Annotated in this window: 22 protein-coding genes; 5 read left to right on the plus strand and 17 right to left on the minus strand. The window is 65.8% G+C overall.

Annotated elements, in window-relative coordinates; all coding sequences use genetic code 11:
• Window positions 1–41 precede the first annotated feature (41 nt).
• The 8 genes from ACQ5SA_RS03375 to ACQ5SA_RS03410 form a co-directional block, all read right to left on the minus strand.
• Window positions 42–2,435 (minus strand): Tex family protein, encoded by a 2,394-nt coding sequence (locus ACQ5SA_RS03375; RefSeq protein WP_353100263.1) that lies wholly within the window; start codon window positions 2,433–2,435, stop codon window positions 42–44.
• Window positions 2,436–2,642: 207 nt separating this feature from the next.
• Window positions 2,643–2,858: a hypothetical protein gene (locus ACQ5SA_RS03380; RefSeq protein WP_025879252.1), complete on the minus strand. Its 216-nt coding sequence runs from the start codon at window positions 2,856–2,858 to the stop codon at window positions 2,643–2,645.
• 746 nt (window positions 2,859–3,604) lie between these two features.
• Complete coding sequence (locus ACQ5SA_RS03385) at window positions 3,605–4,057, minus strand: hypothetical protein (RefSeq protein ID WP_089235995.1); 453 nt, start codon at window positions 4,055–4,057, stop codon at window positions 3,605–3,607.
• Entirely contained in the window at window positions 4,054–4,257 is a 204-nt protein-coding gene (locus ACQ5SA_RS03390) for a PspC domain-containing protein (protein WP_089235996.1), read from the minus strand. The genes ACQ5SA_RS03385 and ACQ5SA_RS03390 overlap by 4 nt, the downstream gene beginning before the upstream one ends.
• Before the next feature lie 50 nt (window positions 4,258–4,307).
• Window positions 4,308–4,676, minus strand: a complete 369-nt coding sequence (locus ACQ5SA_RS03395) for a YfeK family protein (RefSeq protein WP_230113314.1) — start codon at window positions 4,674–4,676, stop codon at window positions 4,308–4,310.
• Window positions 4,673–5,740, minus strand: coding sequence for a class III poly(R)-hydroxyalkanoic acid synthase subunit PhaC (locus ACQ5SA_RS03400; protein ID WP_025879256.1), 1,068 nt, complete (start codon window positions 5,738–5,740; stop codon window positions 4,673–4,675). Before ACQ5SA_RS03400 ends, ACQ5SA_RS03395 begins: the two co-directional genes overlap by 4 nt.
• Window positions 5,741–5,743: 3 nt before the next feature.
• A complete protein-coding gene (gene phaE, locus ACQ5SA_RS03405) occupies window positions 5,744–6,802 on the minus strand; it encodes a class III poly(R)-hydroxyalkanoic acid synthase subunit PhaE (RefSeq protein WP_499312660.1) in 1,059 nt (352 codons plus the stop codon).
• 22 nt (window positions 6,803–6,824) lie between these two features.
• Window positions 6,825–7,439: a CDP-alcohol phosphatidyltransferase family protein gene (locus tag ACQ5SA_RS03410; protein WP_025879258.1), complete on the minus strand. Its 615-nt coding sequence runs from the start codon at window positions 7,437–7,439 to the stop codon at window positions 6,825–6,827.
• Window positions 7,440–7,784: 345 nt separating this feature from the next.
• On the opposite strand from ACQ5SA_RS03410, the gene ACQ5SA_RS03415 reads away from it, so the two are divergent.
• Window positions 7,785–8,435, plus strand: coding sequence for a class I SAM-dependent methyltransferase (locus ACQ5SA_RS03415; RefSeq protein WP_499312663.1), 651 nt, complete (start codon window positions 7,785–7,787; stop codon window positions 8,433–8,435).
• A gap of 101 nt (window positions 8,436–8,536) precedes the next feature.
• Here the strand turns inward: ACQ5SA_RS03415 and ACQ5SA_RS03420 are convergent, their stop codons facing one another.
• The 5 genes from ACQ5SA_RS03420 to ppsR form a co-directional block, all read right to left on the minus strand.
• Entirely contained in the window at window positions 8,537–9,907 is a 1,371-nt protein-coding gene (locus ACQ5SA_RS03420; protein ID WP_499312665.1) for an MATE family efflux transporter, read from the minus strand.
• A gap of 115 nt (window positions 9,908–10,022) precedes the next feature.
• Window positions 10,023–10,649 (minus strand): DUF2239 family protein, encoded by a 627-nt coding sequence (locus tag ACQ5SA_RS03425; RefSeq protein WP_499312666.1) that lies wholly within the window; start codon window positions 10,647–10,649, stop codon window positions 10,023–10,025.
• 162 nt (window positions 10,650–10,811) lie between these two features.
• A complete protein-coding gene (locus tag ACQ5SA_RS03430) occupies window positions 10,812–11,300 on the minus strand; it encodes an NUDIX hydrolase (RefSeq protein WP_353100273.1) in 489 nt (162 codons plus the stop codon).
• 40 nt (window positions 11,301–11,340) lie between these two features.
• Window positions 11,341–11,853: a DUF1249 domain-containing protein gene (locus tag ACQ5SA_RS03435; RefSeq protein WP_100552867.1), complete on the minus strand. Its 513-nt coding sequence runs from the start codon at window positions 11,851–11,853 to the stop codon at window positions 11,341–11,343.
• Window positions 11,854–12,071: 218 nt separating this feature from the next.
• Window positions 12,072–12,893, minus strand: coding sequence for a posphoenolpyruvate synthetase regulatory kinase/phosphorylase PpsR (ppsR, locus tag ACQ5SA_RS03440; protein ID WP_154880768.1), 822 nt, complete (start codon window positions 12,891–12,893; stop codon window positions 12,072–12,074).
• A 145-nt stretch (window positions 12,894–13,038) separates the two neighbouring features.
• Between ppsR and ppsA the strand changes: the two genes are divergently transcribed.
• Together ppsA and ACQ5SA_RS03450 are read left to right on the plus strand one after the other, a co-directional pair.
• On the plus strand, window positions 13,039–15,417 hold the full coding sequence (gene ppsA, locus ACQ5SA_RS03445) for a phosphoenolpyruvate synthase (RefSeq protein ID WP_499312669.1): 2,379 nt from the start codon (window positions 13,039–13,041) through the stop codon (window positions 15,415–15,417).
• Between the two features lie 149 nt (window positions 15,418–15,566).
• Window positions 15,567–16,460, plus strand: coding sequence for a mechanosensitive ion channel family protein (locus ACQ5SA_RS03450; RefSeq protein WP_499312670.1), 894 nt, complete (start codon window positions 15,567–15,569; stop codon window positions 16,458–16,460).
• Window positions 16,461–16,764: 304 nt separating this feature from the next.
• Here the strand turns inward: ACQ5SA_RS03450 and ACQ5SA_RS03455 are convergent, their stop codons facing one another.
• Window positions 16,765–17,880, minus strand: a complete 1,116-nt coding sequence (locus ACQ5SA_RS03455; RefSeq protein ID WP_499312672.1) for an alkene reductase — start codon at window positions 17,878–17,880, stop codon at window positions 16,765–16,767.
• Between the two features lie 113 nt (window positions 17,881–17,993).
• Window positions 17,994–18,866 (minus strand): EcsC family protein, encoded by an 873-nt coding sequence (locus ACQ5SA_RS03460; RefSeq protein ID WP_499312673.1) that lies wholly within the window; start codon window positions 18,864–18,866, stop codon window positions 17,994–17,996.
• A 120-nt stretch (window positions 18,867–18,986) separates the two neighbouring features.
• Here ACQ5SA_RS03460 and ACQ5SA_RS03465 point away from each other — a divergent pair, with 120 nt between their 5' ends.
• Window positions 18,987–19,538, plus strand: coding sequence for a DUF4189 domain-containing protein (locus tag ACQ5SA_RS03465; protein WP_230111984.1), 552 nt, complete (start codon window positions 18,987–18,989; stop codon window positions 19,536–19,538).
• Window positions 19,539–19,593: 55 nt separating this feature from the next.
• Here ACQ5SA_RS03465 and orn read toward each other — a convergent pair whose 3' ends face one another.
• A complete protein-coding gene (gene orn, locus ACQ5SA_RS03470) occupies window positions 19,594–20,166 on the minus strand; it encodes an oligoribonuclease (protein WP_230111986.1) in 573 nt (190 codons plus the stop codon).
• Window positions 20,167–20,241: 75 nt separating this feature from the next.
• Complete coding sequence (gene tadA / locus ACQ5SA_RS03475) at window positions 20,242–20,766, minus strand: tRNA adenosine(34) deaminase TadA (RefSeq protein ID WP_499312676.1); 525 nt, start codon at window positions 20,764–20,766, stop codon at window positions 20,242–20,244.
• A 224-nt stretch (window positions 20,767–20,990) separates the two neighbouring features.
• On the opposite strand from tadA, the gene ACQ5SA_RS03480 reads away from it, so the two are divergent.
• Complete coding sequence (locus tag ACQ5SA_RS03480) at window positions 20,991–21,713, plus strand: OB-fold protein (RefSeq protein WP_312106510.1); 723 nt, start codon at window positions 20,991–20,993, stop codon at window positions 21,711–21,713.
• The last annotated feature ends 19 nt before the right edge of the window (window positions 21,714–21,732 follow it).

The raw sequence follows: 21,732 nt of genomic DNA on the forward strand, positions 1-21,732 counted from the left end.
AAGTCCCCCCACCCCGCCGCGGCGGGAGGGGGACGGCAGACTCAGCTGCGCTTGGCCCGGGCGAAGGCCTCAGCCAAGGCATTGTTGGCGGGTGGCGAAGCCTGTGCCGGGCGCCCACCATTGCCCGGGGTGCGACCCTGGCCACGCCCCTGCCCGGGGTTGCCAGCGTCACGACGTGGCGCCTGACCCTGGCTGCGCTCGTCGCGGCTGCCCGGGCGGCTGGTGGCCTGGCCGGGCGTGTCATCCAGGCGACGGGTCAGGGCGATGCGCTTGCGCGGCACGTCCACCTCCAGCACCTTCACCTTGACGATGTCGCCGGCCTTGACCACGTCGCGCGGATCTTTCACGTAGGTATCCGACAGCGCCGAGATGTGGATCAGCCCGTCCTGGTGTACGCCGATATCGACGAATGCACCGAAGGCGGCCACGTTGCTGACCACACCTTCCAGCACCATGCCCTCGCGCAGGTCCTTGATGTCCTCGACGCCATCGGCGAAACGGGCCGCCTTGAACTCCGGGCGCGGATCACGGCCGGGCTTTTCCAGTTCCTTGAGGATGTCGCGCACGGTCGGCACACCGAACGTTTCGTCGGTGAACTGCTCGGCCTTCAACCCGCGCAGGAAGCTGCCGTCGCCGATCAGCGCCTTGATCGGGCGAGCGGTGCTGGCCACGATGCGCTCGACCACCGGGTAGGCTTCCGGGTGCACCGACGATGCATCCAGCGGCTGATCACCATCGGCGATGCGCAGGAAGCCCGCACATTGCTCGAACGTTTTCTCGCCCAAGCGCGACACCTTCAACAGGTCCTTGCGACGCTTGAACGGACCGTTGTCATCGCGGTGGCGCACGATGTTCTCGGCCACCGTCGACGACAAACCTGACACGCGCGACAGCAGCGCCGCCGAAGCAGTGTTGACGTACACGCCAACAGCGTTCACGCAGTCCTCCACGCGCGCATCCAGCGCACGCGCCAGGCGGTACTGATCCACGTCGTGCTGGTACTGCCCGACGCCGATCGCCTTCGGCTCGATCTTCACCAGCTCGGCCAGCGGGTCCTGCAGACGGCGCGCGATCGATACCGCGCCACGGATCGACACGTCCAGGTCGGGGAACTCCTTGGCCGCCGTTTCCGACGCCGAATACACCGAAGCCCCGGCCTCGCTGACCACGATCTTCTGCGGTGCGTTGTCACCCAGCGCCTTGATGGCTTCACCGGCCAGCTTGTCGGTCTCGCGACTGGCAGTGCCGTTGCCGATCGCGATCAGCTGTACGTTGTGCTTGGCGCACAGCTGCTTGATCGTCTGCAGCGACTGCTCCCACTGCCGGCGGGGTTCGTGCGGGTAGATGGTATCGGTGGCGACCAGCTTGCCGGTGGCGTCGACCACCGCGATCTTGCAGCCGGTGCGGATGCCCGGGTCCAGGCCCAGCACGCTTTTCGGGCCAGCCGGCGCGGCCAGCAGCAGATCCTTGAGGTTGTCGCCGAACACCGCGATGGCTTCAGCCTCGGCCTTCTCGCGGGCCTGGTTGAACAGGTCCAGCAGCAGGTGCATGTGCAGCTTCGCCCGCCAGGTCAGGCGACAGGCATCCAGCAGCCAGCGATCACCGGGGCGCCCCGCATCGCGAATGCCCGCGTTGTGCGCCACGCGCCCTTCAGCGTACTGATGTCCCGCCTCAGCATCCTTGCCCGGGTCCAGTTCCAGGAACAGGATCTCCTCGCGGCGCGCACGGAACAACGCCAGCAACCGGTGCGAGGGGATCTTCGCCAGCGACTCGGCGTGTTCGAAATAGTCGCGGTACTTGGCACCCTCGGTTTCCTTGCCCTCGGCAACGCGGGCACGGATCACGCCCTGCTCGCTCAACCAGCTGCGCAGTTCACCTACCAGCGTGGCGTCCTCGCCCCAACGCTCCATCAGGATCGCACGGGCACCTTCCAGCGCGGCCTTGGTATCGGCCACACCCTTGTCGGCATCCACGAACGTGGCGGCAAAGACCTGCGGGTCCCGCGTGGGATCGCCCAACAGGCCGTCGGCCAACGGCTCCAGTCCGGCTTCGCGGGCGATCTGCGCGCGGGTGCGGCGCTTGGGCTTGTAAGGCAGGTACAGATCTTCCAGCCGGCTCTTGGTGTCGGCAGCGAGGATCTCGTTGCGCAGCTCATCGCTGAGCTTGCCCTGTTCGCCGATGCTGGCCAGCACCGCCGCACGGCGGTCTTCCAGCTCGCGCAGGTAGGTCAGGCGGGTTTCCAGGTTGCGCAGCTGGGTGTCGTCCAAGCCTCCGGTGACTTCCTTGCGGTAGCGGGCGATGAACGGAACGCTGGCGCCTTCATCGAGCAGGCCGACGGCGGCGCTGACCTGGGCGGTCTGGGCACCGATTTCAACGGCGATGGTCTGGGCGATCTGCTGGGCGAGCTGGCGCTGGGCGTGCTTGGCGTCGTGCATTGTTTCCGGCCTGGGCCGCATTGCGGGAAAGGCCCATTCTTGCAATGCGCAGGCGGCAGGGACAAGGCGTTGACAGAACGACGGTTCAGGCGGCGGGTCCGGATCGGACGCCGGCATCCTGGCAAGTGGGGCTCGGACTGGCCCCGGGGCTGGGATGCCGGCGCGGACGCGCGATGGTGGGGCGCGTCCTGCCGCGTAGTACGAAGATCAGCGGTAGTGGCGGGCGGCACGCTGCATGACGATGTCGTCACGCAGGCTCTCAAGCGCCATCAGGCGGACCTTGCCGACACCCTGCAGTTCCATGAACCGCTCCGTGTAGAACTCCGGCCCCAGCGCGGTATCGGCGCGGGATTTGCTGAAGCCGTAGGGCACCACGCCCTTCTCGCCATCCTTGCTACCACCGACATAAAGAACGATTGCCATGTGATGTCTTCCTCCAAATTGCTACTGCGTACTGCACACGATGAGCGGTACTTGCGAGCTCATCGGGGTAGAGCTTACCGCGACCAAGCTGACTGGAACGTCACGAAGGCTAATGACGATCGGTTGCATGCAGATGACTGCGGGATAGCAGCAGAATGCTTACGGATCTTTAACTTCCGGCTAACGAATGGAGGGGATTCCAGCCAACGGCGCAGCCCCTCGTAGGTGGCCGCGTAGAGCGATTCATGTGATTGGGCCGGGCGGGATGGGGTCGCGGGACACGCCGTAAACCCGTCCTTGGGGGCTCGATGGCGCCATCCATGGCGCCAACGGTCCCGCGACCCCATCCCACCCGACCCCTGACAATTTCCGTGCGCGTCCACCCACGGAGAAGAAAAAGAAGATCAAAAGCAAAAGCGGCCTGGCCGGCCGTTTCTTGTAGAGCCGAGCCCACGCTCGGCTGCGTTCAAGCCAGTCCGCGAAGCCGAGCGCAGGCTCGGCTCTAGACGAGCAAGCGCAGCGCGCGTCCCGCTTCTGCTGTTCTTTTTCTTTTCCGTGGGTGGACGCGCCGAGAAACTGTCAGGGGTCGGGCGGGTGGGTTGCGCAGGGGCGTGAGCCGCATGGATGCGGCGACCGAGCTTACAGGGACGTACTTGCAGCGGCCCCTGCGCAACCCACCGGCCCGACCCAATCACATGAATCGCTCTACGCGACCACCCACGAGGGGCCGCGCCGTTGGCTGGAAACTACGGCCACCAGCCCTGCCCGAACCGGGCGTAATGATCAGCCGCGCGCTCGAACGGGTTACGCGCACTGACGCCACCACACAGCAGATACACCGGCAGGTACAGCGGCCCCAGCACCAGGTACTGGTACACGTGCGCGCGTTCATGGTCATCCAGCCGGATCAACGGCTCCACGCCCCACCCCGCTTGATGGGCGTAGGTACGGCAACACATGCCCAGGTCGTGGCCGGTGTGCAGGATCACGTTGCCCAGGGTGATCGCTCCGCCCGGGCCCCACGGCCAATGGTCGAACACCACCGCGCAATCACGACCGCTCCAGCGCATCTTCGCACCACCCAGCAACCCGGCCAGACCGCCAAGCAGGCCGATCAGGGTATTGGGCACGGTCCACAGCGCGCCCAGCACCTGCAGCGCGCGCAGCCAGATCGGCCAGGGCCGGGACGCGGCGTTCAATCGGCCTCGTTTGGGATCAGCAGCCACAGCAGCAGGTAGATCAGGATGCCCGGGAAGGCGGCCGACGCCAGCGAGATCACCACGTACAGCACCCGTACCAGGGTCGGGTTCCAGCCGAAACGATGGGCGATGCCGCCCATCACCCCGGCGATCATGCGGTCGTTCAGCGAGCGCGACAGGGTGCGCGGCACAGCGTTCATGGCGAGGTCTCCCGGCTGACTGGCTGCGGCCACTGTAGCGCCTGCCGTGTCTACGGCGTGCGTTGGCGCAACGCCTGCAGGCGCGCGCCGAACCACGCCGCCGAGGTCTGTTCGGGCTGGCCGGGGCAACGGATCCGGTACGCCTTGCCACTCATGCTGCTCTGGCTGGCCGCACGCTCGATGAACTGCTCGGCGGTGTCGACCATGTCCTTCTTCAGCAGGTAGTCGTACTTGCGCTGCAGGTGAGCCCGCGCATCGGCGGGACCGTACCAGCTGCCATTGCGCTGGAACTGGCACTGAGAGCCGTCCAGGCTGCCAATCAGCTGCGTGATCTCGCGGCGCGCATCGGCGCTCGGCGCTGCGCCGGCAACGCCCGATGCAAGGGCCAGCGCAAGCGCGACCAAAGGCGAATACTTCATGGCGTGCGTTCCTTCAGCCAGTTGTCGATGGTCGCCGGCACTTCGCGCTGCGCGCGGCCGGAGACGTAGATGCCGATATGCCCACCGCGGAAACTGGATTCGGTGTAGTCCTGCGTGCCCAGCCGGCCACGCATCGCGCGCGATGCATCCGGTGGCACCAGATGATCCTGTTCGGCGTAGATGTTCAGCACCGGCAGGGTCACCTGCGACAGATCCACCGCCTCTTCGCCGATGCGCACGGTGCCATTGACCAGGCCGTTGCCCTGGTAGAACTGCTTGATGAACTCGCGGAAGGCTTCACCCGCGAGGTCCGGCGAGTCGAAGATCCACTTTTCCATGCGCAGGAAATCCTCCAGCGCCGCCTTGTCATCGAGGATGTCGAGCAGGCCCACGTACTTCTGCACGTTCAGGCGGAATGGCTTGAGCATCAGGTAGCTGGCATTCATCAGATCGGCCGGGATGTTGCCCAGCGTATCCACCAGCAGATCCACATCCACCTGCTGGGCCCAGTGCGACAACATGTTGTCGGCGGTCTGGAAGTCGACCGGGGTGACCATGGTGATCAGGTTGCCCAGCTTCTGCCGCCGCAGTGCGGCGTAGCACAGGGCGAACACGCCGCCCTGGCAGATGCCGAGCATGTCGACCGTTCCACCACTGCGCGCGCGCAGCGCATCCACCGCGCCATCGATGTAGCGCAGCAGATAGTCCTCAAGTGTCTGGTAGCGTTCGGAACGGTCCGGATAACCCCAGTCCAGCACATATACGTCCTGGCCCAATGCCAGCAGCTTCTGCACCAGCGACCGATCGGCCTGCAGGTCCACCATGTACGGGCGGTTGACCAGTGCGTACACGATCAGCAGCGGTGTGCGCCGCACCGGCGCGTTCTCGCCGACGAAGCGATACAGCACCACTTTGCCATCGCGCCAGACTTCTTCGCGGGCGGTGGCGCCATAGTCGACATCCTCCACCTGCGGCAACAGCTTCAACCCTTCCATCAGCTTGCGCTGCATGGCCAGGGTCTCCTGCATCAGGTCATCGGCATTGAAGCCCAGCGGTCCTTTCATGGCTTACGACTTCCGCGTGGTCGCGCGGGTGGCGGCCTTCTTCGCTGGCGCTTTCTTCGCAGCAGGCTTCTTCGCTGCAGCCTTCTTCGCGGCAGGCTTGCGCGCGACGGGCTTCACCCTCGCAGGCGCCGGCTGGGCCACCGGATCAACCGCATCGGTACCGGCAAGCACCGCCACCTGTGCCTGCAGCCGGCGCAGATTGCGCTCGAGCTCGGCGATGCGACGGTGGGCGGCATCCATCTCGGTGCGGGTCGGCAGGCCGATGCGTTCACTCATCTGTTCCACCTCGCGTTGCAGCCCCGCGCGCAGGCGCATCTGCGCATTGCCCAGCGCCGCGTAGATCTGCTGGAACGGAGCAGACATGGCGACCTTGGCGTAGGCCTCCTCGGCCACTTCGATCCACAGATCGAACATCGCTCGTGCGCTGGTCAGCTGGCTGCCGGGCTGCTCATGCTCGGCCAGGCGCTGTTCGAACAGGTCGAATGCCTCTTCCAGCGCCTGCTTGATCTGCTCGACATAGGCCTGCGAGTGATGCTGGTACTCCTCCTGCGCGCGCAGCAGGGCCTGCCACCGCGCCTGGTGCTCGCGGCCGGGCCCGAACGCCGGGCTCTGCAGCCAAGGACCGGCCAGCGTCTGCAACTGCTGGAACCACGCCATGAACTCGGGCGGAGCAGCGCCGGCGTGGGTGCTGCCACGGGCGCCCTGCAGCATCCACTGCAGCATGCCGTCACCCTGCCCCTTCACCGCTTCACGCCAGGCCTGGGCCACCTCGGCACTGCTGGCATCGCGGCCAGCAAAGCGTGCAGCCACTTCCTGCATCGTCCCGTACCAGCTGCCAGCCTGTTCGCGGAACCGCCGCACGGCCTCTTCCGGCGCGGCCGCCCCGGTCTCGGGCAGCAGCTGCCCCCACCAGTCGAACAGGCGCTTCCAGCTGCCCGGGTCGTCGCCAGCAGGCGCTCCCGGCACAGTCGCGTGGCGCAGCGCATCGCCCCAAGCACCGAAGTACTGCCGGGCCAGGTTCTCGAAATCGCTGCTGCCGGCGTCGTTGGCCGAGCTGGTCATCGCGCTCCTCCGCAGGGTTGGATCATGGCTTGGGAATGCGCAGGGTCTTGCTGATCATCAGCGACCCGGACAGCGCGAACAGCAGCACCAACGGATGCAACTGCCAGGGGCCGATCTGCCACTGGCCCAGCCACAGGTCGTGGCCGATGGCATCGGTGCCAGCGGCAATCGCCAGCACGATCACCAGCGCCAGGCTGGTGGGAATCGGCGTTCCCTCGAAGTACTTCACCTTGCCTTCGTCACCGCTCATCGCCTCGGCGGTTACGTTGTAGCGAGCCAAGCGGCTGACGCCGCAGCAGACGAAGTAGCTCAGCACCAGCCAGTCCCAGCCCCCCTGCATGCCACAGGCATAGGCCAGCGCTGCGGGCGCGACCCCGAAGGAAATGACGTCCGACAGCGAGTCGAGCTCGCGGCCCAGCGTCGAACTGGACTTGCGCCAGCGCGCGATGCGGCCGTCCAGTGCATCGAAAATGAAAGCCAGCGGGATCAGCGCCATGCCGAACAGCAGATAGCCGCGCTCGCCATCCTGCAGGAAACGCATCGCGGCAAACACCGCGCCGGTGCCGCAGAAAGCGTTGGCGAGGGTGAACCAGTCCGCCAGATGGAACTCGCGCAGCATCGAGAAGTGACGTTTCATGAAGTCTCACGGGGCATCAAGGCCCACAGGGTACCGCGAGCGCCGCCACCGGCAATAGCGTGGGCCGCCCCCGCCCTTCACCCGTCACTCACCGATCCTCACCGGCGGTGAATTTTTCGCCACCCATCTTGACAGCCTAGGGGGGTGGCGCCTGCCAGTGCTTATCCACAAAGTTGCCCACGCGTAATCCACACCCCCTGTGGACAAGTGGCTCTCACCGACTGCGACGTTGGACATTTCCTCATCACCTCAGGCCGGGGTTTCCCTACTTCCCAAGCCGATCTGCTGGCGCTATGGTCTGCGGCGGACCCGCCGCCGCCACGTCCGACTCCTTACCCACGGACGATGTTGATGCTGGATGCACGCACCCTTGCCGCGCAGTTGCGGCAGCCCCATGGCGAAGCCGCGCTGGCCGTGGGCGAATCGATGAACCACAGCAACGGCGCCCTCAACCAAGCAGCAATCGCGTTGCTGGCGGTGGCTCCCGAGGAGCAGGTGCTGGAGATCGGCCCAGGCAACGCCGCCTTTGCGCCGCTGCTGCTGCAGGCCAGTGGCAGTCGCTACGTGGGCGTCGAGCTGTCCAGTGCCATGGTCGACGCCGGCAACCGGCGTCTTGCCGCCAGCGGCCTGGCCGGGCGTGCCGCGCTGCGCGAGGGCGATGCGCATGCCCTGCCCTTGGCGGATGCCTGCGTCGATGCTGCGCTGGCGGTCAACACCCTGTACTTCTGGCCGAACCTGGCGCCCGTGCTGGACGAACTGGCGCGGGTGCTGCATCGCGGCGGCCGGCTATGCCTGGCCTTCGGCGATGCTGGATTCATGCGCAGCCTGCCCTTCGCCGCCGACTTCGAACTGCATGAGCTGGATGCCGTGGAGCTGGCGCTGCGGGTGTCCGGTTTCAGCGTCACGGCATGGCGCTCGCATCGCGAATGCACAGCCGGCAATGACGGCCAGCAGCGGGAAAAGCACTTCCACCTGCTGCTGGCGCGCCGCCGGTAATGCAGGCCGCTTGAACAGCAAAAGGCTGCTCTGCTGACGCTTGGGCGATAGCGGAATGCAGGAACGTCACAGGCCCCGCCCCGCTCCGCATGTGCTCTGGCTCAGGCTCGAACAGCAAGCCGGCGCCTCCAGCCGAAGAAACACAGCAGCTGCAGCAACAGCATCGCCAGCAACCCCAGCGGCCAGGCCCACCACAGCCCAGCCAAGCCATGCCGCGCCTGCAGCCACATCGCCAACGGCAGCTCCAGCAGCAGGACAGCGGCCACTCCCGCCAGCGCCGGCAGCAGCACGACGCCGCTGCCGCGCATCACTCCGACCAGCACCGCGCTGATTCCCATCGCCAGCACGCCCCACACAACCGTGCGCAACTGCTGGACCGCCAGTTCCCGCACCGTCGGCGCATCCAGGATCAGCCCAGCCAGCCACGGCGCCAACCCGACTGCCAGAGCCAGCACAAGCGTCAACAGACCCAGGCCCAGCAGCACACCGGTGCGGGCGATCTCCGGCAGCCGCGTCGCCCGACCCGCGCCCATCGCGTGGGCGGCGAGGATGGTGGCGGTGATGCCGAGCGACATGGCCGGCAGCTGTACCCAGCTCATCAACTGGTTGACCGCACCATACGCGGCGGTCGCTTGGTAGCCATGGTTGTTGATCCAGCCCAGCAGCACGATCTCGGCGATGGCCAGACCGAGCATCTGCAGGGAAGATGGCGCACCAATGCGCAGCATCGAACGCACCAGCGCCCCATCGAAACGAATGGCACCGAGCAGCTCCCGGCCTGGAGCGAGCGGATGACCGACGCAATGCCAGCGCCACAGCAACCAGCCCAGCGCCAGCGCTGAGGCGAACACTGCCGACAAGGCCGCACTGGCGGCCCCCAGCTTCGGCAGGCCGGCCCAGCCCAGGATCAACAGCGGCGTGCACAACAGGCCGACCACGGTAGCCAGCAACAGGGCATGCAGCGGCGTCTTCGCATCTCCCACTGCCCGACTGACGGCGGTGGCCAGCCACAGCAGGAAAAACACCGGCGCCCCCAGCAACACGATGCGCGCATAGACGATGGCCTCGGCCAGGATCGGCGCGGGTGTTCCCAGTGCCACCAGCAGTTGCGGCGCGAAGATGCCACCCACCGCCATCACCAGCGCCGACAACATCAGCACCAGGGCCACCGCGCTGCCAGCGACAGCCTGCGCCTGTTGCGGCCTGCCACTACCCCACGCCTGTCCGATCAGCACCATGGCCCCGGTTGCCAGACCCATCACCAATGCCAGCAACAGGAAGAAGACGGGGAAGAACGCGGCGGCGGCGGCTACCGCCTGCGTGCCCAGCAGATGGCCAAGGTAGATGTTGTCGAGCGTGCCTGCGGCCAGCTGCAACGCATTGGTCAGCAGCATCGGCAACAGCAGGGCCAGGTAGCTGCGCCACAGCGGTGGCGTCATCGCCGGGGACATCGGGTTGGAAGCAGAGTTCATGGGATTCCATGGGCAAGGCGCCGCCCTGCCCGGCATCTCCGCCAGCAAAGGAAGCACACAGGGGATGGGGCGCAGCCCGCGATCAGGAGGACTGAATCACGCGCCGCGCGGTGATTCAGTCGTCGCCGTCCGCAGCGTCATCGAAGGCAAGGCACAGGGCGTGGCTGCGCACATCCGCTGGCCAGGACTGCAGCGCTGCCTCAAGCCCGGCGCGATCACGCGCGAACAGCACGCGGATGACCTCTTCGAAGCCCGGCAGGTCACCGGCGATGGCCTGCAGGAAGTGATAGGCGCGCTCGGTGTAGCGGCGCGTGCGGTCCTTGTCCGCACCGGCGCGCCTGGCCGCTTCCACCAGCCGGCGCAGCACCACCGAGGCACCGCCCGGCTGTTCGGCCAGCCATGCCCAGTGACGAGGCAGCAGAGTCACCTCGCGGGCGATCACACCCAGCTTGGGACGTCCGCGGCCACGCGGGACGACGGACGCGTCATCGACCATGGGGCCGTCGTCCACTTCGACGGCCGCTGGAAACGCCTTGGCAACACGCACCAGCAGTTGCGCATCACTGCCACGGGTATCGAAATCGTGGGTACGGCCGGTGGCGTTGTCGAACACCAGCAGTGGACCGGACGCGTTGGCCACGCGCAACTGCTTGAGTGCCAGTGCGGCCGCTTCCGGCGTACCAGAGACGACCAGGCGATGGCCGTCGAAACAGCTGAAAGGGGCGAGTCGGGATGCTGGCATGACAATGGCATCAGTGAGGATGCGCAAATATTACCCGGGTAATTTAAGGACGTCAAATATTGCCCGGGTATTAATCGACCATCACATCCATGAGCATGCCGGGCATGGCCGGTGCTCAATCAAGGGATCAGGATCAGCCTTCAATCTGATCTGCTCACCGCGTCAAAGACGGCTGAAGGACCAGCTCTGCATGCGTCCATCCCGGTAAGGCATCACACCGTGGAACGGGCGCGGATCGGCATCGAACACCAGCGGCAGGAAGTTGCGGTCGCCCTCCCACATCGGCAGCTGGTCGAGCTTGTCCACGTCCACCCACTCCAGGGTGCCTTCGTGGTTGCCGCCGTGCGGGGCACCCTCGAAGCTGTCGATGACGAACACGAAACCGAACCAGTCCTCGCCATGCTTGCCGAATCCCGGCCAGCTGATGGTGCCGCGCAGGCGCATGGACGTGCAGTCGATGCCGGCTTCCTCGGCGATTTCACGGCGCATGCCGGCGGCCACGTCCTCGGTCGGTTCGACCTTGCCGCCCAAGCCGTTGTACTTGCCAAGGTGGTGGTCGCCCGGCCGGGTATTGCGATGGATCATCAGCACCTGGCGACGATCGGGCGAGAGCACATAGCCCAGGGTGGCGACGATCGGGGTATACGGCATGTGCGGGTCCGGCGGCGGGTCAGCCGTGGATTATGGCCGATCAACGCACCAGCGACAGGCGACGGTCGCCGGCACCCACGGTGTTGCCGTCAGGGTCAAGGCGCAGAGTGGCCACGCCATGGCCGCGTTCGGCCAGGTATTCCAGCCATTTGCCGAGGAAGGTGTTCATCCGCATGCGATGGCTGATCAGTTCGGCCGGCGGAGGGTACAGGCCCATCGTGTCCTGCCAGCGGCGGCCGACGTAGCAGTGGGTGGTCTCGGCCTGGCGCGCGTCCCGGTACAGTCGGACAAAGGCTGAGGGGTCAGGTTCACCAGTCACCGGGTCGGCGAGGTCATAGGTCAGCCGCAGTTCCACCGTGTAGCGATGGCACTCGATCACATCCAGGCGCACATCCAGGCCATCGCCCACCGAAGAGACATAGCTTCCCGCCACCAACTCGGCCGGAGCGAACAGGCGCACCAGATGGCGGTAGTTTTCTGCGTACAGCCCCATGAGCCAGCTCAGCCGGCTCAGGCGGGGAATGCGCTCGGTACGGGGCAATGCTCGGGCCATGGGCTGATCCTACACGTTGGTGCTTCAACGTGGGGACGGTTCAACCCGCAGCCAAGCCGCCAACGGCGATCACCCCTGTAGAGCCGAGCCCATGCTCGGCTGCTCTTCGGCCAGAACCCGGTGGCCCAGCCGAGCGTGGGCTCGGCTCTACAGGGCGCAGTTGAAGCGCCCATTGGTAGTGCCGGCCGCTGGCCGGCAGCGCGGCGCGAGGGAAAAGATCAATACAGCTCGCGCTGCAATCCCAGCGTACCCAGCACCTTGCTGGAGATCTCTTCGATCGAGGTATGGGTGGTGCTGAGGGTCGGGATGCGTTCCATCTGGAACATGACCTCCGCCGCGGCCACCTCGCGCTTGCAGGTGTCCAGGTTGGCGTAGCGCGAATTGGGCCGGCGCTCCTGGCGGATCTGCTGCAGGCGGTCGGGGTCAATGGTCAGGCCGAACAGCTTGCGTCGGTAGTTGCGCAGCCGTGGCGGCAGGCGGTCGCTCTCCAGATCCTCGTCGGTCAACGGGTAGTTGGCCGCACGCACCCCGTAATGCAGGGCCAGGTAGATGCAGGTGGGCGTCTTGCCCGCCCGCGACACTGCCACCAGGATCACGTCGGCGTCGTCGTAATTGACCGCGATGCCATCGTCATGGGTCAGCGCGAAGTTCATCGCGTTGATGCGCCGGTGGTAGGTGTCGAAGTCGACCATGCCGTGGGCCTGGCCGACCCGGTTCAGGCGCGAGCTGGACAGTTCGCGCTCCAGCGGCTCGATGAACGGGGCGAACACATCCAGCATCAGCGCCCCGCTTTCGGACAGGATCACGCTCAGGCTCTGGTCCACGCAGGAGTTCACCACGATCGGTCGTACCTGGTACCGCTCCCCCGCTGCCTGGATCCGGACACAGGCTTCCCGGGCTTTTTCGGGGTCATCGACAAATGACATCCGGTCGGTAATGAAGCTGAACCCGGAGAACTGGGTCAGCAGGCTATGCCCAATGGTTTCAGCGGTGATACCGGTTCCATCGGAAACGTAGAACACCGGACGGATGGTCGACATGCGCGCATTTACCCCCTACGAAGCCTAAAAGGGCCGCCAACACAAGCTTGTGCCGACGGTGGTCTGCCCGGCATCATATCGGCTTCTTCCTACGGACGCGGCCATCCAAGCCCGCCTCGGGCGATGGCCAAACGGAGCATCGCGCTTGAACGAGAACATCCTGTGGTTGCACGAACTGCGTCTGGCCGACCTGGCCCGCGTAGGCGGCAAGAATTCCTCGCTGGGCGAGATGATCGGCAACCTGGCCGGTCTGGGCGTCTCCGTTCCTGGAGGTTATGCGACCACGTCTGAAGCCTTCAAGGACTTCATCGCGCACAACGACCTGTCCAAGCGCATCTTCGACAAGCTGGCCACACTGGACGTCGAGGACGTCACCGCGCTGACCGCGGCCGGCAAGGAGATCCGCAGCTGGGTGATCGATGCTCCGCTGCAGCCGCAGCTGGACCAGGACATCCGCAGCGCCTACGCCAAGCTGAGCGCCGACAACGGCGGCGGCGACGTGGCCGTAGCCGTGCGTTCTTCGGCCACCGCCGAAGATCTGCCTGACGCTTCCTTCGCCGGTCAGCAGGAAACCTTCCTCAACGTCACCGGTGCCGACGATGTCGTGCACAAGGTCAAGGAAGTGTTCGCCTCGCTGTACAACGACCGTGCCATCGCCTACCGCGTGCACCATGGTTTCAAGCACGAGGACGTGTTCCTGTCCGCCGGCGTGCAGCTGATGGTGCGTTCGGGCGTCGGTTCTTCGGGCGTGCTGTTCACCCTGGACACCGAATCCGGCTTCCGCGACGTGGTGTTCGTCACCTCGTCCTTCGGCCTGGGCGAGATGGTCGTGCAGGGTGCGGTCAACCCGGACGAGTTCTACGTCTACAAGCCCACCCTGCAGGCCGGCAAGCCGGCGATCCTGCGCCGTTCGCTCGGCAGCAAGGCGATCCGCATGGTGTATTCGGATGTCCCCGGCGAACGCGTCAGGATCGAGGACACCCCGGCCGAACTGCGCACCACCTTCTCGATCAACGATGAGGACGTGGCCGAACTGTCGCGCCAGGCGCTGACCATCGAAAAGCACTACGGCCGCCCGATGGACATCGAGTGGGCCAAGGACGGTGTCAGCGGCAAGCTGTTCATCGTGCAGGCGCGCCCGGAAACCGTGAAGTCGCGCAGCCATGCCACCCAGATCGAGCGTTTCGCGCTGACCGAAAAGGGCGGCAACGTTCTCGCCGAAGGCCGCGCCGTCGGCGCCAAGATCGGTGCCGGCGTGGCCCGTGTGGTGAAGACGCTGGAAGACATGAACCGCGTGCAGCCGGGCGACGTGCTGATCGCCGACATGACCGATCCTGATTGGGAGCCGGTGATGAAGCGCGCATCGGCGATCGTCACCAACCGCGGTGGCCGTACCTGCCACGCCGCGATCATCGCCCGCGAGCTGGGCGTGCCGGCCGTGGTCGGTTCGGGCAACGCGACCAAGGTCATCGAAGATGGCCAGCTGGTCACCGTCAGCTGCGCTGAAGGCGATACCGGCTTCATCTACGAAGGCAAGCTCGGTTTCGAGCGCACCACCACCGATCTGGGCAACATGCCGCCGGCACCGTTGAAGATCATGATGAACGTGGCGAACCCGGAACGTGCCTTCGACTTCGGCCAGCTGCCGAACGCCGGCATCGGCCTGGCGCGCCTGGAAATGATCATCGCCAGCCACATCGGCATCCACCCGAACGCGCTGCTGGAATACGACCGTCAGGACGCCGCGACCAAGAAGAAGATCGACGAGAAGATCGCCGGTTATTCCGATCCGGTCGGCTTCTATGTGGACCGTCTGGCCGAAGGCATCGCTACCCTGACTGCCTCGGTCGCGCCGCACCCGGTGATCGTGCGCCTGTCGGACTTCAAGTCCAACGAGTACGCCAACCTGATCGGCGGCAGCGGCTACGAGCCGCACGAAGAGAACCCGATGATCGGCTTCCGCGGCGCCAGCCGTTACGTCGACCCGAGCTTCTCGGCTGCCTTCGCACTGGAGTGCAAGGCGGTGCTGCGCGTGCGCAACGAGATGGGCCTGGACAACCTGTGGGTCATGATCCCGTTCGTGCGCACCCTGGAAGAAGGCCGCAAGGTCGTCGAGGTGCTCGAACAGAACGGCCTGAAGCAGGGCGAGAACGGCCTGAAGATCATCATGATGTGCGAAGTGCCGTCCAACGCACTGCTCGCCGATGAGTTCCTGGAGATCTTCGACGGCTTCTCGATCGGCTCCAACGACCTGACCCAGCTGACCCTGGGCCTGGATCGCGATTCGTCGATCGTCGCGCACCTGTTCGATGAGCGGAACCCTGCGGTGAAGAAGCTGCTGTCGATGGCGATCAAGTCGGCACGCGCCAAGGGCAAGTACGTCGGCATCTGCGGCCAGGGCCCGTCCGATCATCCGGATCTGGCCGAGTGGTTGATGCAGGAAGGCATCGAGTCGGTGTCGCTGAACCCGGACACCGTGGTCGATACCTGGCTGCGCCTGGCCAAGTTGAAGGCCAAGGGTTGAGCTGTTGACGCTTGATGGCTGACGTCGTTTTCATCGACGTCGGCCCATACTGAAGTTGCACGCAAGCCCCGCCTTCGCGGGGCTTGCTGTTTCTGGCGTCCGCGCACGCCATGTTCCTGTCGCACCTGTTCCCGTCGCAAGGAGTCCGCATGATCGCCGCTGCCCCACCCGCCCCCGCCACGACCTCCTGGTTCCATTCGCTCGACTGGGAGCGCCTGCTGGAAACCTATGGCGTGCCCTTGCTCGCTGCCATCGTCGTGTTCCTGGTCGGCATGTGGGTGGCGCGTCGCCTGTCCAATGCGATGCCCCGCGCCACCGCGCGCATGGGTGTGGACCCGATGCTGGGCAGCTTCCTGCGCAACGTGGTCTATGCGGCCTCGCTGGTGATCGTAGTGATCCTGGCCATCGGCACGCTAGGTGTGCAGATCACTCCGCTGCTGGCAGTGCTCGGCACCGCCGGCTTGGCCGTTGGTCTGGCACTGAAGGATTCGCTGTCGAACATCGCCTCGGGCGTGATGCTGGTGACCCTGCGTCCGTTCCGGGTGGGCGACGTGGTGACCATCGCCGGGCAGACCGGCACGGTGCGCGAAGTACGCATTTTCCAGACCGTGATCACCGGTGCCGACAACCAGCACACCACCATTCCCAACACGCTGATCACCGCCGCACCGATCATCAACCTCACGGCAGAGCCGACCCGCCGCGTCGAACTGGTGGTGGGCATCGGTTACGAAGACAATATCCAGCTCGCCCGCGATACCGCACTGGCGCTGATGAAGGCCGACCCGCGCGTGCTGCAGACGCCGGCACCGGACGTGGTGGTGTACGAGCTGGGTGCGCATGCGATCAATCTGGGCATCCGCTGCTACGTGAAGTCGGCGGACCACTTCGGCACCAAGGTCACCCTGCTGGAGCAGATCAAGCTGGGCTACGACAAGGCCGGCATCAACATCCCGTATCCGCAGCAGGACATGCACCTGTACCTGCATGGCAAGGATGGTGGCGTGATCGAGGCCGACGCACTTGTGCGCGATAAGCCCTGACCCATCCCCGGGATGCCGGCCAGCGGCCGGCACTACCAACGCCCGCACTCCGGTAGTGCCGGCCGCTGGCCGGCAACGCCCATGATCGCGAAAAGCCCTGACCCATTCCGGTAGTGCCGGCCGCTAGCCGGCAACATCCATGATCGCGAAAAGCCCTGACCCATTCCGGTAGTGCCGGCCGCTGGCCGGCAACGTCCATGATCGCGAAATGCCCTGACCCATTCCGGTAGTGCCGGCCGCTGGCCGGCAACGTCCATGATGCGGAATCCCGTGGGATGCCGGCCAACGGCCGGCACTACCGGCATCAGGCAAATGCCGCCTCTTCCAGCGTCGGATAATCGGTAAATCCGACCGCGCCACCCCCGAAATACGTCGCGCGATCCGGCGAATTCAACACCGCGCCAGTGCGCAGTCGCTCGGGCAGATCCGGGTTGGCGATGAACGGCCGGCCGAAGCCGATCAGGTCGGTCCAGCCTTCCGCCAGCGCCTGCCCGGCACGCTCGGCGGTGTACTTGCCGGCGTAGATCAGCGTGCCCGGATAGATCAGCCGCAGCGCCTGCTTGAACGCCACCGGCATCAACGGCGCATCCTCCCAGTCGGCCTCGGCGATGTGCAGGTAGCCCACGCCCAGCTCGCCCAGCAGGTGCGCGGCAGCCAGATAGGTCGCCTGCGGCGTGTCGTCCACTGCCCCCTGCAGCGTGGTCAACGGCGCCAGCCGCACGCCGACACGCTCGCCGCCTGCGACATCGACCACCGCCTGCACCACCTCGCGCAGGAAGCGCAGGCGATTCTGCAGCGCGCCACCGTAGCCATCGATGCGCTGGTTGGCCCGCGAGTCGATGAACTGGTTGATCAGATAGCCGTTGGCGCCATGCAGCTCAACGCCATCGAAGCCGGCGGCCAGTGCATTGCGGGTCGCCTGCGCATAGTCGGCCACGATTCCCGGAATCTCGTCCTCGGCCAGCGCGCGCGGCATCGAGTGCTGGATCATCTCGCCCACGCCGGATTCCGGACCGGCGCCGGTGGGGTCGACAAAGACCTTCACCCCTTCCGCCAGCAGTGCCGAGGAAGAGACCGGTGCCGCGCCCTCCGGCTGCAGGGCCACATGGGACACCCGGCCTACGTGCCAGAGCTGGGCATAGATGCGTCCACCGGCCGCGTGCACGGCATCGGTGACCCTGCGCCAGCCCTGCACCTGCGCGTCGCTGTGGATGCCCGGGGTCCAGGCATAACCCTGGCCCTGCGTGCTGATCTGGGTGCCTTCGCTGACGATCAGGCCGGCACCGGCACGCTGCGCGTAGTACTCGGCCATCTGTGCGGTGGCGACATTGCCGGCAGCCGCGCGCGAGCGGGTCATCGGCGGCATCACGATACGGTTGGGCAGCGTCAGTGCGCCCAAGCGGTGGGGGGTGAACAACATGGCGGCATTCTCTTGCGGGGATTGCCGGCAAGGATGGGGATGGCGCTCTGCGCGCAACAGGGGCGTCCGCGCAAAACAGTTGTGCCTGGCAGGAAAGGGCTCTGACCCCATTGTTACAACGTCGGCTCGATCAACGCCCCGCCGTGCGCGATGCGGTCATAGCAGGCGCGCACCACTTCCTCGCCGTACTTCAGCTCCAGCCGGCGCACGATGAAATGGCCACGGGCCATGTCCTGGTAGTAGTCGGTGAACATGGTATTGAGCGTGGCGCCAGCTGCCGCACCGACGATCGGCACCGCCTGCGCGGCAAACTTCTCGGTGATCACCACACCGAAGCGGGCGGCGACCTTTTCCACCAGCTTGGCCAACAGCTTGCCGGCTTCCTTCGGCGCCACGCCCAAGGTCAGGTCGCGCCCCGTCACCACGCGCCCGGCCAGTTCGGCCGACAGGTGGCGCATCACATCGGTGGTGAAGCCACGGGCCAGGTAGTAACCGGTCTCGCTGGCGTCGTCACGCGGCGAATTTCCTCCCAGCGCGAACACCTCCAGGCAGGCCTGGCGGGTACTGAAGTGCGATAGATCGAAGCCTTCGCTGCGGGCCACGTCGGCTACCGCGCGCATCATGATCGTGGTCGACACCGGCAACTCGATGAACAGCGCGGCAAAGCCGAACGCACCACCAACCGCACCGGACGTCGCCGCCGCCAGCTTGTGCCAACGTGTCGAGGCGCCCTTGCCAGGAGTGTTGTCCATGCTCCACAGCGCGGCCTGCACGGATTTGGACAACGCCGCCTGCACCGCGCCGTGGATGCGGTTGGACACCGAGGTGGGCAGCGCCTTCACCGCGAACTCCAGCGGCGTGCCGACCAGGTTGGCCATGCGCGCGGTGATCGTGGGTGCTTCCAGCAGGGCTACCGCCCGCTGCAGGTCAGACCAGTCGCCGGCGTCGTGGGCGATATCACGGGGCAACAGGATGGGCTCGTTCATGGGCCGATCTTAGCGCTGGAGAGTTGAACGGTTCGTGGTGGCCCGATCGGAAGGGGGCTATGATCCCGGTAGCCGCCCCGTATGCCGGGCAGCATGGATGAACCACTACAAGGACGCGCCATGTACGCACGAGTGCTGCTGATCGGAACCCTCTTGCTTGCCACCCTCGGCTGGGCAGGCCACGTGAACGCCGAAGGCCGCTGCCCGCCCGGCTCCTACCCCGTCGGCAGCGAGACGGGGGTGCTCGGGTGCGCGCCGATTCCTGGAGGAGGAAGTGGCGAATACGCGCCTTCATCGGTCGGGAGCTCAAAAAGAGTACCGCAGTGGATCGCTTATGCGCGTTCGCCGGACGGCCTGGTGCTTGGCTGGAGTGTTTTCCAGCACAAACAGAAAGGGGCCAACAAGCAGGCGCTGAAAGCCTGCAACGCGCGCAGCGGACAGAAGTGCGAGATTGTTGCCTCGTTCACCGGCAAGTGTTCCACCGCACTACGGCGCAACGACACCGCCCAGCTTGAGGTGGTGCTTCGCGATTTCGCCGAAACATCCAACCTGAACAGCGAGGAGGAAACCCGGATCTGTCCGAATGGCTGCCAGAGGATCACTTCCGATTGCGCCCGCGACTTCCATGCAGGTGTAGGCGGCCCCGATCGAGGGCCGAACTGGTTCCCCTGAGGCGGTAAACCGCGACGTTGCGCTCGCCGGGCATGGCCCGGCGCAGCGACGATCATCAGACGCCCGGCAGGCCCGACAGCGCGCCCATGAACTGGCGATAGTGGCGCAGTTCGTTGATCGAATCGTGCACATCGCTCAGCGCGGTGTGATTGCTGTTCTTACCCACGCCAGCGGCCACGGTTGGCGCCCAGCGCTTGGCCAGTTCCTTCACCGTGGACACGTCGAGGTTGCGGTAGTGGAAGTACTTCTCAAGCCGCGGCATCTGACGGTGCAGGAAGCGGCGGTCCTGGCAGATGGAGTTGCCCGACATCGGCGACACGCCGGCCGGAATCCACTGCGCCAGGAAGGCCACGGTCTGCGCTTCGGCCTGGCCGAGCGTCGTGGTGCTGTCGATGACACGCTGCCACAGGCCCGAACGACGATGCTGGTTGCGGTTCCACTCGTCCATCGCTTCCAGTGTTTCCAGCGGATGGTGGATGGCGAACTCCGGGCCCTCGGCCAGCACGTTGAGCTGGGCATCGGTGACCACGGTGGCGATCTCGATGATCGAATCGTTGTCGGTATCCAACCCGGTCATTTCCAGGTCGATCCAGATCAGTCGCTCGTTGGCCGCGCCGTTCTCTGCCATCGTATCGCCTCGTTGCTGGGCAGGCACGAGGCCGGCCGGTAAAGGAAAGTGGCGGCCATCATACCCTTTCGCCACTCAGCCCTCGCCAGCGTGGTCCTCCAGCAGCAGCGGCGGCTTGCCACGCTTGGCCCGGAAATAGTTGGTCAGGCGGTTGCTCGCCTCCTTGGCCAGCACGCCGGCATGGACCTCGACCCGATGGTTGTGGCGGGCATCACCGACCAGATCGAACACGCTGCCGCAGGCGCCGGTCTTGGGGTCGCTGGCGCCGTAGACCAGGCGCGCCACACGTGCATGCACGATCGCCATCGCGCACATCGCGCATGGCTCCAGAGTGACATACAGCGTGCTGCCGATCAGGCGGTGATTGGCCAGCATCCGCCCGCCCTCGCGCATGGCAACGATCTCGGCATGGGCGCTGGGATCGTGCGAGGCAATGTTGAGGTTCCAGCCCTCGCCCAGCAGCTGACCGTCGGCACCCACCAGCACCGCACCGACCGGGATCTCGTCGAACTCGCGCTGTGCGCGTTCGGCCAATGCCAGTGCGTGACGCATCCAGCTCTCGTCGGCGTCGTGCACCGGCACGCCCAAGGCATCAGTCATGGCGTTTCTCGGGTTCAAATATTGAGCGCATGGCTAGTGTAACGCACGCCCCCTTGGCGCTTCCGACGCCAGGATGCGAAGCGCCGCGCCCGGATGACGATGCAGCGCCGCTTGATCTTGCGTGAAGACTCCTTCACGCTGCGCCCGCGCTTTCAAATCATTGACGACGGCGCGCTGCCGATGTCGGCAGCGAATTCACCTTTCGATCTCTACAGGGGGTAATTTTGAACGCAGTTGCAGATACCACCGTGCAGGCCAGCCCTGCCGGAAAAGCCGCATGGATCACGCTGGCGATCGCCTGGTTGTGCTTCCTCGTCCCGTTCCCCGGCCTGGGCCTGTTCCTGGGCTGGCCGCTGAACCTGGTGGCCTTCATCCTCGCCATCGTCGCGATGGCCAAGGGCGGCGCCATGAAGGGTCTGTTCCAGCTGCTGGGCTCGATCATCGTTTCGCCGATCGTGTACTTCGTCGGCCTGGCGATCTTTGCCGGCACCGTGAGCGGCATCAGCGCGCAGAGCAAGGGCCAGTACGATGCGGCCGTCGCTGAAGCCAGCGTCTCGTCCGCCGCCGCGGAGGCAGATGCTGCCGCCAAGGCCACGGAAACCGCAGCCCCCGCAGTCGCCAGCGATGCCGCGATGGCACCCGCCTCGGCGCTGGAAGTGACCGCCACCACGATGTTCAGCGATTACCAGGACAACGAGATCGCTGCTGACGGCAAGTACAAGGGCAAGGCGCTGCTGGTTTCCGGCACGGTCGATTCGATCAGCTCGGACTTCATGGACAAGCCGGTCGTGCAGCTGAGCGCCAAGCCGTTCGGCTTCGTGCAGGCCAGCGACCTGCCCAAGGACGTGGCTGCCAGCCTGAAGAAGGGACAGAAGATCACGCTGGCCTGCACCGGCAATGGCGAAGTCATCGGCTTCCCGGCCGTGTCCGGCTGCACCGTGCAGTAAGGCACACAGCGAACGCTGA

Origin of the sequence: Stenotrophomonas indicatrix, assembly GCF_050573115.1 — a bacterium.
Taxonomy (GTDB): Bacteria; Pseudomonadota; Gammaproteobacteria; order Xanthomonadales; family Xanthomonadaceae; genus Stenotrophomonas; species Stenotrophomonas lactitubi_A.